The sequence below is a fragment of the Rhodococcus sp. EPR-134 genome (assembly GCF_001647205.1).
GTDB classification, from domain to species: Bacteria; Actinomycetota; Actinomycetes; order Mycobacteriales; family Mycobacteriaceae; genus Rhodococcus_F; species Rhodococcus_F qingshengii.
The window spans coordinates 1-11,587 of record NZ_LVCT01000751.1; the positions used below are offsets into that span (position 1 = coordinate 1).

Here is an 11,587-nt window from a genome sequence, read left to right on the forward strand (position 1 = left end):
GCTCCTGCGCGTCGAACCCAAGGACGAACTCGACGTCACGGTCTCGGCGGTGGAGTTGTCCGCGATGATCGGTGAATCGCGATCCGAAGGTCTGATCGACGCCGAAGAACACCGGCGGTTGAAGCAGGCACTCGAATCGACCGATCGGACCGTCTCCGAGGTCCTGATCACTCTCGACAAGGTGCGGACCATTCCCCTCACACCGTCGGGAACAACACTGGGTGAGATCGAGCGTGCGGTCATCGAGACCGGATACTCGCGTTACCCGGTGCGAGCGAGCGACGGATCGCTGGCTGGGTACGTACACCTCAAGGACGTACTCGACGAGGTGCTCGACGAGGCCGCTGGACCGGACACCGTCGTTCCGACGTCGGATATCCGGCCGCTGCCCATCGTTCCGCTCAGCACACCGCTGGCCGAAGCGTTGGCCGGCCTTCGTCGGGCCAGCTCGCACCTCGGCGCTGTCACGGACGCTGACGGAGTGGTGATCGGTATCGTCGCGCTCGAGGATCTCCTCGAGGAGTACGTCGGAACGGTCCGCGACGGCACGCACCGCGGCACGGATGCTGTTCCCGGACAAAGAAACAGCTGATCGATGACACGTTCGGTGCATTCACTCGCACTCGCGCAGAGCGAGTGGACGGCTCGGCGGGCGCTTCACCTCGAGGAGGTGGAGAAGCTCGTCGAGCCGCACCGAGCGCGTCGTAGCGCCGGTATCTCTCACCCGGTGCACGACTTCCTCTTCACGTACTACAACTTCAAACCCGCCCAACTGCGCCGCTGGCACCCCGGGTACGGAGTCGCGCTCGAGAACGCCGCCGAATACGCAGCCTTCTCCGGCTACCGCGTCGACGAGTCGGGTACCGCGACGGTCGAGGCCTCAGTGCTGGAGCGTCGGCGTCACACAGTCGAATTCGTGTGGAATCTGTTGAATCAGACGTCTGCGCGGCCCGCTGTGCTGGGTTGCTTCGGCCTCCACGAATGGGCGATGGTCTATCGCGGGGGCGAGGACGCAATCCGTCACCAGTCGGTGCCGCTGCGACTCGGGTTCGCCGGTACCGACGCGGTCGTCGAATCCCTGCCACTCAAATGCACGCACTACGACGCGTTCCGGTTCTTCACACCGGACGCGGCCCCCAAGAACTCGCTCCCGCTTGCACGCGAAACTCAGATCGATCACGAACAGCCGGGCTGCCTGCACGCCGGTATGGACCTGTACAAGTGGAGCTTCAAATTGTTGCCACTCGTCGATTCCGACCTGGTGATGCGGTGCTTCGAACACGCGCTCCTGGCCCGTGAACTCGACATGCGCGCGAGCCCATACGACCTCGCCGAGTACGGGTACTCCCCCATTCGTATCGAAACTCCCGCGGGCCGCGCCGAATACGTGCGTCAGCAACAACAGTTGGCGGATCGTGCTGCGCCGCTCCGCGATACGCTGGCAGAGAAGTGCCGGGAGCTTCTCGGCCACTGAACTGCCGAAAGGCGTCGCATGGATCACGGGTACGGGTTCTATCTCGACGAATACCAGCGTGACGTCGGGGTGCACACCGACGACCGCCGCGGGCACATCGAATGCCCGGACTCGGCGGGTTTCCTTGCGGCGCACTTGCCGGTGTTCGACCTCGCTGCGGGCTCGGTAGCGGCGTTCGCCTCGGCGATTCATCGGTCAACCAGCCCGGGCGACGGACACTGGACCCTCGATCCCGAGCGCATCGCCGCGTCCTTCTCGAGCGATCGACTGTTCCGGATCGGCGGCGAGCCGATCAACGGGTTCTCCGAGCACTCGGGGTTCTTTGCCGCCCGCGACGGTTGGGTCCGCACGCACGGCAACTATCCGCACCATCGCGACCGCCTGCTCGCCATCCTCGCGCTCGATCATGGATCACCCAAAGATGCAGTGGTGCAACGGATATCCGAACTCAGCGCCATCGAGATCGAGCTGCAGGCCGCCGAGATCGGAGCCATCGCGGTCCGTGTTCGTACCGAGACCGAGTGGCGCCTGAGTGAGCAGTGCGCAGCTGCGAGGTCTGCGCCTCTGGTATCCATCCGAGCACGCGACGAGGGAAAACCCCGCACGCATCCGACGCGCCCACGCGTTCTCGACCTGACCCGCGTCATCGCCGGTCCGGTCGCGACGCGTGCCCTGGCGCTGGTCGGCGCTGACGTTCTGCGGATCGATCCCCCGGCGATCCCCGAGATCGGATGGCAGCACCTCGACAGTGGACAGGGCAAGCGGTCGGCGCTTCTCGACCTGAAGTCCTCGGCGGGAGCGACAGCGTTCCGAGAACTCCTCGAAACCGCAGACGTACTGGTCACCGGCTACCGGCCGGGTGCACTCGAAGCGCTCATCGGGCAGGATCTTCCCGCCCACCTGATTCACGGGCGCGTCAGCGCATGGGGATGGGAAGGTCCGTGGGCGAATCGCCGCGGCTTCGACAGCATCGTGCAGGCCGCATCCGGTATCTCGTTCCTCGAGGGCGGTGAGAACCCTGGTGCGCTTCCGGCGCAGGCACTCGACCACTCGACCGGATACTTCTTGGCAGCGGGGATCCTCGACGCGTTGACGCTGCGCTCGCAGGACGGCCGTGGCCGCGATGTCGACGTGTCATTGGCCAGCACCGGCGCCCGTCTTCTCGACGCACCCGGCCGAACCGTCCATCCCGGTCTACCGACCGCTCCCGGCCTGAATGTTGTTGTCAACCATGCCGACGTGACCACCGCACGACCCGCGCTGGCAGAGTTCGAGGACTACCCCGAACCAGCCCATCCGTGGGGATCGGATCGCGCGGAGTGGGCACACTGAGGGACCGGCACATTCAGGGCAAGATGGACCTGTGAAGTCACATACCTACACACTCGACCTTCAGTGGACGGGCGATCTGGGAACCGGAACGTCCAGCACGCAGGGATATTCGCGCAATCATGCAATATCCGCGGTCGGAAAGCCGGAACTTCTCGGCAGCTCCGATCCCTCGTTCCGCGGTGACGCGCAGCGATGGAACCCCGAGGAACTGCTCGTTGCCTCCCTCGCCCAGTGCCACATGCTCTGGTACCTCGGGCTGGCAGCTGCCGCTGGGGTCGTCGTTCTCGACTACAGCGATCAGCCGGTCGGCAGCATGATCGAGGAATCCGATGGCGGCGGCCAGTTCATCGAAGTGACGTTGAATCCGACGGTGTTGGTCGCGGAGGCGTCGATGGTCGAGAAGGCCCAGGAGCTTCACGGCCCCGCACACACGAAGTGCTTCATCGCTCGGTCGGTGAACTTCCCCGTCCTGCATTCCCCGACGATCCTGGTGGCCACCGATGAGTGACATGCACAAACTCATCGTCGACGTCGACACCGGTATCGACGACTCGTTGGCGCTTCTCTATCTCCTTGCCAGCCCCGAAGCCGAGATACTGGGGATTGCGAGCACCGCCGGCAACGTTCCGGTGGAACAGGTCGCGGCCAACAACTTGAACTGGCTTGCGCTCTGCGGCGCCCCGGACATCGAGGTTGCACTCGGCGCCCGCGAGCCATTGGTCATACCGTTGCGCACCACCGAGGAGACTCACGGTCCGCAAGGAATCGGCCATGCGGTCCTCCCCGATTCGGGTCGCAAGCGCTCGGTCCGAACCGCCACCGACCTCTGGGTGGATCTCGTCCGGGAGTACCCCGGACAACTCACCGGGCTGGTGACGGGGCCGCTCACCAACCTGGCCTTGGCGATCAGACGTGAACCCGATCTGCCGTCTCTGCTGAAGCGACTGGTAGTGATGGGTGGGTCGTTCAACTATCCGGGCAACACGACGCCGACCGCGGAGTGGAACGTCTCGGTGGATCCGCACGCCGCCAAGGAGGTGTTCGACGCGTTCTCCGTCGTACCCGCGCACCGGCGCCCGATCATCTGCGGCCTCAACGTCACCGAATCCATCGAGATGTTCCCCGAACATGTGCGTCGGCTCGCCGAAGCTGCCGGGAGCACCCCGGAAGAGATCATCTCGCCTGACGACGGTCCCGACCTCCGCAGTTCCGCGTCCAACAGCGTGATCAGGCATATGTCCGACGCAATCCGGTTCTACATGGAATTCCATCGTGAATACGACCAGGGATTTCTTGCTCACATGCATGATCCCTTCGCTGCTGCCGTCGCGCTCGATCCGAGCCTGGCGACGCTGAAACCGGCAACGGTAGATGTCGAAACCGAGAGTCCACTGCTGATCGGAACGACGGTTGCGGACTGGGTCGGGCACTGGAAGCGTGAGCCCAACGCGGATATCGCGGTCAGCACCGATCCGGCGGAATTCTTCGATCGACTTGTCCACCGAGTGGGAAATTACGCCCGCGTCGTGGGTTGACCGAGCCGGGCACCGGCTATGCTCGCATGGACAGAACACCAACGTACGAGAACAAAGGACCTGACGTGCAGATTTCCAGCCACGATGCCTCCCCGGCATTTGCGCTCGGATTGATGGCGTTCTGGCCCACTCGTCGTAGCGCATGCTTCGATCAGGCGTGTTGCTGAGCGGCGATTCTCGCTGCCTGCACCCCTGACTTTGTCGCTTCTTCGCTCGGAGTCTGTCTTCTCATGTTCAATCTTCTTTTGTTCACCCTTGTCGGCGTCGGCGCCCAGCTCGTCGACGGCGCCCTCGGTATGGCCTTCGGTGTCACCGCAACCACTCTGTTGATGATCGGTGGCCTCGGTCCGGCTCAGGCCAGCGCCGCTGTTCACCTGGCCGAGGTCGGCACCACCCTCGCTTCGGGTGTGTCGCATTGGAAGTTCAAGAACATCGACTGGAAGCTCGTCGCCAAGCTCGGTGTGCCCGGCGCAGTCGGTGCATTCATCGGCGCAACTGTGCTCTCGGGTCTGTCCACCGAAGCGGCAGTCCCCATCACGGCGACGATCCTGCTGGCCATCGGTATCTATGTGGCACTACGCTTTTCGGTCCGCCCACCGGCCGTCGCGGACGCTCGTACCACCCCGCACACTGCACGTTTCCTGTCCCCACTCGGCCTGTTCGGTGGTTTCATCGATGCATCCGGCGGTGGTGGTTGGGGTCCGATCACCACCAGCACGCTGCTCTCACGAGGAAAGACCGCGCCGCGCACCGTGATCGGCTCGGTCAGCGCCTCGGAGTTTCTGGTCGCGTCAGCCGCGTCGCTGGGATTCCTTGTCGGATTGGGACGTGAGTCGGCGGGAAACCTCCTCGTTGTCGCCGGTCTCGCGCTCGGCGGTGTCATCGCAGCTCCGTTCGCGGCGTGGCTGGTCAGCCGCGTACCTGCAACCTTGCTCGGAACGGCGGTGGGCGGCGTCATCGTGTTGACCAACGCACAGAAGCTGTTCAAATCCTTCGACATCACCGGGGCGGTCACAGTGGCCGGTTACCTGACCATTCTCGGCGCGTGGGCAGCGCTGCTGTTCTACGCGTGGAAGCGGTCCACTCTCACCCCGGCCGAGGCAGAAGGCGATTTCACGGGAGTCGAACTCGCTGTCGAGACCGAACTCACCGAGCCTGCAGTCAAGCGCGAACGATAGCTCGTCACAGAAGAAATCCCGGGTATCCGCGCTCGGATACCCGGGATTTCGTTCTTTCCGCGCTAGTTGCTTCCGTCGAACGCGTCGAGAATTCGCCCCGCCGCCAACGCTGCCGTCAGCGAACCGTCACGCACGCTCTGCTCGACGTCGGCCCGGATCGCACGCACCCGATCGTTGCTCGAGAGCCTGCGTAGCAGCTGATCGTTGACCATCGTCCAGGTCCAATCGACCTGTTGCTTGCGACGCTTCTCCTCGAACTGTCCCGCTTCGGTGAGCACCTCACGGTGTTTGGTGACAGTTCCCCAGAACTCGTCCAGCCCGACACCTTCGAGACCGCTCATCGTGATGACGGGCGGCTTCCAGATGGCGTCGTGCGGGTAGATCAGGCGAAGCGCACCCGCCAATTCACGGGCAGCGCCCTTTGCCTCGCGCTCATGCTTGCCATCGGCCTTGTTGACCGCCACCAGATCTGCGAGCTCGAGGACACCCTTCTTGATGCCCTGGAGCTGATCACCGGTACGAGCGAGGGTCAGGAACGTGAAGCAGTCCACCATGTTGGCAACAGTGACTTCGGACTGGCCGACACCCACCGTTTCCACCAGGATGACGTCGAAACCGGCAGCTTCGAGAAGCACGATGGTCTCGCGGGTTGCCTTGGCAACACCACCGAGCGTGCCGGACGTCGGTGACGGCCGGATGTACGCATTCGGTTCGACGGTGAGCCGAGCCATGCGTGTCTTGTCGCCGAGAATCGAGCCGCCGGTGCGGGTGGACGACGGATCGACCGCCAACACCGCAACCCGATGTCCCTTGCCCAGCAAGTACATTCCGAGCGCGTCGATGAAGGTCGACTTGCCGACGCCGGGAACGCCGGTGATGCCGATCCGGTGCGCTCCCCCGGCCTCCGGCAGCAACTTCAGTAGAAGTTGCTGCGCGAGGGCCCGGTGGTCGTCGCGGGTGGACTCGACGAGGGTGATCGCCCGAGCGAGGCCGGCACGCTGATTTCCGCGCACCGCCTCGGCGAGGGAATCAATGTCGATGGGCTGACGTGCCATCTTCAGTGACCCCCTTCTCAGCTGTTGTCGTGACCCAGTTGGGCGGAGAGCTTCTCCAACAATCCGCTGGCAGCGTCGGCGATGACGGTGCCGGGCGGGAAGATGGCAGCAGCGCCGGCCTCGTAGAGTTCGTCGAAGTCACCGGGCGGAATGACGCCGCCGACGACGATCATGATGTCGGGACGACCGGCCGCAGCCAGAGCCTCCCGCAGCGCCGGCACCAAGGTCAGGTGACCGGCGGCCAACGACGACACACCGACTACGTGGACGTCGTTGTCGGCCGCCTGATTGGCGACCTCTTCGGGGGTCTGGAACAGCGGTCCGACGTCGACGTCGAATCCGATGTCCGCGAAGGCGGTGGAGATGACCTTCTGGCCACGGTCGTGACCGTCCTGGCCCATCTTCGCGACGAGGATGCGGGGACGACGTCCCTCGTCCTCGGCGAACTTCTCGACCAGTTCCATCGCCTTGCTGATGTTGCTCACCGTTCCTGCCTCGTCGCGGTACACACCACTGATGGTGCGGATCTCGGCCTGGTGGCGTCCGTACACCTTTTCGAGGGCGTCGGAAATTTCGCCGACGGTAGCCATCGCGCGGGCGGCGACGACAGCGAGGGCGAGGAGGTTGTTCTCCATGCCGCCTTCGGTGGATGCGGCAGCGCGAGTGAGGTTCGCCAGTGCGGCCTCGACGGCTTCCGGATCACGTTCCGCGCGAAGGCGAACCAACTTCTCGAGCTGTTCCTTGCGGACCTTGGAGTTCTCGACCTTGAGAACTTCGATGGTGTCGACCTCGTCGGGAACGTACTTGTTGACGCCGACGAGCGGCTGCCGACCGGAGTCGATGCGTGCCTGGGTGCGGGCGGCAGCTTCCTCGATGCGCAGCTTCGGGATGCCTTCGTTGATGGCCTGAGCCATTCCGCCGGCTTCCTCGACCTCTTCGATGTGCTTACGAGCCCGGTTGGCGAGTTCGTTGGTGAGCCACTCGACGTAGTACGAGCCACCCCACGGGTCGATGGGACGCACGGTGCCGGATTCCTGCTGCAGCAGCAACTGGGTGTTACGGGCGATGCGGGCGGAGAAGTCCGTCGGCAATGCGATCGCTTCGTCGAGTGCGTTGGTGTGCAAGGACTGAGTGTGGCCCTGGGTGGCAGCCATGGCTTCGACGCAGGTACGCGGAACGTTGTTGAAGACGTCCTGCGCGGTCAGGGACCAGCCGGAGGTCTGCGAGTGGGTACGCAGCGAGAGAGACTTCGCGCTCTTGGGATCGAACTTGGCGACAAGCTCGGCCCACAGGAGGCGTCCGGCGCGGAGCTTGGCGACCTCCATGAAGAAGTTCATGCCGATGGCCCAGAAGAAGGACAGGCGAGGTGCGAACTTGTCGATGTCCATACCGGCGTCGAGGCCGGCGCGGATGTACTCGACGCCGTCGGCGAGGGTGTACGCCAGTTCCAGATCGGCCGTCGCTCCGGCTTCCTGGATGTGGTAGCCCGAGATCGAGATGGAGTTGTACTTCGGCATTTCCGCGCTGGAGTACGCGAAGATGTCCGAGATGATCCGCATCGAGGGCTTCGGCGGATAGATGTAGGTGTTACGAACCATGAACTCTTTGAGGATGTCGTTCTGGATCGTTCCGGCCAGCTTGTCCGGAGTGACACCTTGCTCGCCTGCCGCAGCGACGTACAGCGCGAGAATCGGCAGCACGGCGCCGTTCATCGTCATCGAGACCGACACCTGCGAGAGGTCGATTCCGTCGAAGAGCTGACGCATGTCGAGGATGGAATCGATTGCGACACCGGCCATTCCGACGTCACCGGCAACGCGAGGATGATCGGAGTCGTAGCCGCGGTGTGTGGCGAGGTCGAAGGCGACCGAGAGGCCCTTCTGACCGGCCGCCAGGTTACGACGGTAGAACGCATTCGACTCCGCGGCAGTGGAGAATCCGGCGTACTGGCGAATGGTCCACGGCTGGTTCACGTACATGGTCGGGTACGGACCACGCAGGAACGGCGCTGCGCCCGGGAAGCTGTCGAGCGGGTAACCCGACTCGGCGGCGGCCGTGCGGTCCGCACCGGTGTACACCGGCTTGACGTCGATGCCTTCGGGGGTGGACCAGACAACCTGCTCGGCGGCGTAGTTGTTGGCGTTGGCGCCCTCTTCGATGAGCGCCTGGGCCTGCTCGACCGACGGCGGTGTGGGTGCCGGAGACTGCGGGTCCTCGAGTGGGACCTCGGCGAAACTGCCGATCACGTGCTTGACCTCTCGTGTCGTCACTTGGAGCTTCCCGTCTCGATGAAGTCGAGCAGTTCGGTCAGAGCCGACACTGCGTCGATGCGGGCGGTGAGGAATCCGTCCGGGCGAGAATCGCCGGTCGCGTCGGCGACTGCCTTTTCCGGTCCTGCGAGCAGCACCTTGGTGATGCCGGCGGCGCGAAGTTCGGCGACGGCCGCTGCGGCGCTCTCGCCGTAGCGCTTGTCCGTGCCGCACAGCACGGCGACGGTGGCACCGGAAGCCTTGACTGCAGCGGAGATGGCTTCGGCGCCCACCTCGAGCGGGCCGGGGTTGACTGCGTCGATACCACCCGAAGCGAGCAGGTTGGACGCAAACGTGGTGCGCACGTTGTGTTCTGCAACCGAGCCCAGCGGCGCGAGAAGCGCAGTGGGACGGGCGCCGCCGGCGGCGAGGAACGCGTCCGAACGGTCACGAAGCGCTTCGAATGCAGCTGCGTAGCGGGCGACGGACTGGCCGGGCTCGACGGCTTCGGCGGACAGCGGCGTTTCGCCGAGGTTCGGGAACTCGTTGACACCGGTGACCGTGGTCTTGCGGTGTGCGATGTCGGAGTCGCGCTTGGCCTTGGTAGCGGCGATGCGACCGGAGACGATTCCCGCTTCGAGTGCCGCCAGATATCCGCCGGCTGCTTCGATTTCCTGGAAGAACTCCCACGCGGTGGCGGCGATCTGCTGTGTCAGGTCCTCGACGTACCAAGACCCGGCCGACGGATCGAGGACACGGCCCAGGTGCGACTCCTCGAGCAGGAGCAGCTGTGTGTTGCGCGCGATGCGCGAGGAGAAGGACTTGCTGACACCGAGGGTGCCGTCGGCCAGGGCGACGTCGAACGGAAGAACAGTCACTGCATCTGCTCCGCCGACGCCGGCGCCGAATGCAGCGAGGGTCGTGCGCAGCATGTTCACCCAGGGATCACGCTGAGCCATCATCGCGGCGGAGGTGACTGCGTGCTGCGGCGCTCCACCAAAATCGGAAGCTCCGCAGACCTGGGCGATGCGTGCCCATACGAGACGTGCGGCGCGGAACTTCGCGATGGTCTGGAACTGATCGTCGGTTGCCGCGTAGCGGAAAGCCAACTGCGACAACGCAGCACCGATGGTCAGGCCGCTCTGGGCGGTGAGTGCACGGAGGTACTCGAGGCCGGCGGCGATTGCGGCTCCGAGTTCTTCGGCGTCGCCGGCACCCGCGTTGTGAAAGGCCGTGCCGTCCACGGTGATCGCGTGCACGGTTTCCGCACGAGCGGCGGCGAGGGCGGCCAACTCGACTGCGCCTGCAAATTCGACGTCGGCTGCGCCGGAGAACGAACTGGTCAGCGGTGCTGCACCGAGGTGAACTCGGATACTGCTGCGATCGCTGACACCGTCGCCGGCTTCGCTGCGTGCATCGAGGAGTGAGATGAGTGCTCGGGCTGCATCGTTTGTCGCTGCGCCTGCATCGAGCGTGAGCGGTGCGAGGTCGAGAAGCACGCCCTCGAGCGCAGCGGCGAGGTCGGTGACCGGAACGCCGTCGGCGCCCACCTTCAACCAGAGTGCGCTGACTCCGTTTTCGAGGGCGTCCAGGATGGCGCGATTGGTCTCGGCCGCCGAGGCGGTTCCGAATGCAGCGGAAACCAACCAACCGGCATTGACATCACGGTGAGCGTCGACGCCACGCACGTACGGAAACGTGCCCGGCAAGCTCTGCTCGGGACGCTCGTCGCGTGGGCTGTAGAGCGGTGCGACAGTGACACCGTCGTAGGTGACGGTTTCGAGCAGTTTCTGTGGCTCGGGGCCCAGTTCTGCCGCATCGACTCTGCGGGACTTGGCGAGCACACCGGCTACGGAGCGCTGCCACTCCGCGTACGCCTGCTCGACAGCCTCGGCTTCTGAAGCTAATGACACTGTGTCCGCTCCCTCTCATTTTTTGCGTGAGCGCTTTACCGATAATCGGATTTGTTCGTTAGTTCTGTGATGCTAACCCGCGGTTGAGCCCAGATATCGTGAGGATCACGTCATGTTCTTCACAGGGCTGTTCGTGGCCACTTTCCGACCGGCCGGGCGACGTGCGGATTCGGTCGTTCGTGCACGTGTAACCGGCCCTTACCTAGCGATTGTTCAGCATGTTTGCGGGTTACCCGCGAGTTCGTTTCACTGGCCGGGACTGCAGGTGAAGGCCACTCCGAAAGCCTAGTGGTTTTCGTCACAGCGCCGTTTCATTGTCGCCTGGAGCACGTCGCTTTCCCGCCCCCGTGGCGATGTTCGACTCACGATTGCGGGTCGGCAGTCGGCCCGGTTCACCGTTCGCAGGTAGCCTTGTGACCTGTGATGGGACGCCTGCTGGACCGAAGATTGATCGCAATAGTCCTGGTAGTGCTCGCTTTGTTCCTCGCAGCCCTCCTCGCCCCACATCCCACGGTGTCCCAGGTGCGAGAGTGGGCGGACTCGGTTGGCCCGGCGTTTCCCCTCGTGTTCTTCCTGGTTCATTCGATAGTCACCGTCGCGCCGTTCCCGCGCACCGTCTTCACGCTCAGCGCGGGGGTTCTTTTCGGCTCGGTGACCGGCATCGCTCTTACCGTGGCGGCAACGACTGTGAGCGCCGTTCTGGCCCTCTACCTGGTCCGCGCCATCGGCCGCGACGTCGTGTGGCAACGGATTTCGAGTCCGACGATCCGGCGGGTGGACGAGCGGATCGAAAAGCGGGGGTGGCTGGCCGTCGGCTCTCTGCGCTTGATCGCGTTTGTCCCCTTCTCGGT

The 11,587-nt window shown here is 64.4% G+C and carries 11 protein-coding genes; 8 read left to right on the forward strand and 3 right to left on the reverse strand.

The window, feature by feature from the left end; genetic code table 11:
- The 7 genes from A2J01_RS32195 to A2J01_RS32220 form a co-directional block, all read left to right on the forward strand.
- The coding region (locus A2J01_RS32195; RefSeq protein ID WP_156519472.1) for a CBS domain-containing protein at positions 1 to 592 on the forward strand (592 nt) is incomplete at its 5' end.
- Between the two features lie 3 nt (positions 593 to 595).
- Positions 596 to 1,474, forward strand: coding sequence for a hypothetical protein (locus A2J01_RS32200; protein ID WP_030536382.1), 879 nt, complete (start codon positions 596 to 598; stop codon positions 1,472 to 1,474).
- 18 nt (positions 1,475 to 1,492) lie between these two features.
- Positions 1,493 to 2,806, forward strand: coding sequence for a CoA transferase (locus tag A2J01_RS32205; protein ID WP_064114339.1), 1,314 nt, complete (start codon positions 1,493 to 1,495; stop codon positions 2,804 to 2,806).
- 31 nt (positions 2,807 to 2,837) lie between these two features.
- Entirely contained in the window at positions 2,838 to 3,314 is a 477-nt protein-coding gene (locus tag A2J01_RS32210; protein ID WP_007727816.1) for an OsmC family protein, read from the forward strand.
- Positions 3,307 to 4,341: a nucleoside hydrolase gene (locus tag A2J01_RS32215; RefSeq protein ID WP_064114340.1), complete on the forward strand. Its 1,035-nt coding sequence runs from the start codon at positions 3,307 to 3,309 to the stop codon at positions 4,339 to 4,341. Before A2J01_RS32210 ends, A2J01_RS32215 begins: the two co-directional genes overlap by 8 nt.
- A gap of 26 nt (positions 4,342 to 4,367) precedes the next feature.
- Positions 4,368 to 4,508, forward strand: coding sequence for a hypothetical protein (locus A2J01_RS36165; protein ID WP_156423186.1), 141 nt, complete (start codon positions 4,368 to 4,370; stop codon positions 4,506 to 4,508).
- Between the two features lie 63 nt (positions 4,509 to 4,571).
- Positions 4,572 to 5,519 (forward strand): sulfite exporter TauE/SafE family protein, encoded by a 948-nt coding sequence (locus tag A2J01_RS32220; RefSeq protein WP_007727818.1) that lies wholly within the window; start codon positions 4,572 to 4,574, stop codon positions 5,517 to 5,519.
- Between the two features lie 62 nt (positions 5,520 to 5,581).
- Here A2J01_RS32220 and meaB read toward each other — a convergent pair whose 3' ends face one another.
- From meaB to mutA, 3 genes are read right to left on the reverse strand one after another with little or no spacing between them, the layout of a single operon-like run.
- On the reverse strand, positions 5,582 to 6,574 hold the full coding sequence (gene meaB / locus A2J01_RS32225; RefSeq protein WP_003945003.1) for a methylmalonyl Co-A mutase-associated GTPase MeaB: 993 nt from the start codon (positions 6,572 to 6,574) through the stop codon (positions 5,582 to 5,584).
- Between the two features lie 17 nt (positions 6,575 to 6,591).
- Entirely contained in the window at positions 6,592 to 8,844 is a 2,253-nt protein-coding gene (gene scpA, locus A2J01_RS32230; protein WP_003944912.1) for a methylmalonyl-CoA mutase, read from the reverse strand.
- The gene (gene mutA / locus A2J01_RS32235) at positions 8,841 to 10,736 is read right to left on the reverse strand and encodes a methylmalonyl-CoA mutase small subunit (RefSeq protein ID WP_054188231.1); all 1,896 of its coding nucleotides are present in this window, start codon (positions 10,734 to 10,736) and stop codon (positions 8,841 to 8,843) included. Before mutA ends, scpA begins: the two co-directional genes overlap by 4 nt.
- Positions 10,737 to 11,159: 423 nt before the next feature.
- Here mutA and A2J01_RS32240 point away from each other — a divergent pair.
- Positions 11,160 to 11,587, forward strand: a 428-nt coding sequence (locus A2J01_RS32240) for a TVP38/TMEM64 family protein (RefSeq protein ID WP_197494348.1), incomplete at its 3' end; no start/stop codon positions are given.

Bases quoted from the DNA above. Each gene is read 5' to 3' on its own strand.
- A2J01_RS32200 (WP_030536382.1), top strand. From the start codon at position 596: ATGACACGTTCGGTGCATTCACTCGCACTCGCGCAGAGCGAGTGGACG.
- A2J01_RS32205 (WP_064114339.1), top strand. From the start codon at position 1,493: ATGGATCACGGGTACGGGTTCTATCTCGACGAATACCAGCGTGACGTC.
- A2J01_RS32215 (WP_064114340.1), top strand. From the start codon at position 3,307: ATGAGTGACATGCACAAACTCATCGTCGACGTCGACACCGGTATCGAC.
- A2J01_RS36165 (WP_156423186.1), top strand. From the start codon at position 4,368: ATGGACAGAACACCAACGTACGAGAACAAAGGACCTGACGTGCAGATT.
- A2J01_RS32220 (WP_007727818.1), top strand. From the start codon at position 4,572: ATGTTCAATCTTCTTTTGTTCACCCTTGTCGGCGTCGGCGCCCAGCTC.
- meaB (WP_003945003.1), bottom strand. From the start codon at position 6,574: ATGGCACGTCAGCCCATCGACATTGATTCCCTCGCCGAGGCGGTGCGC.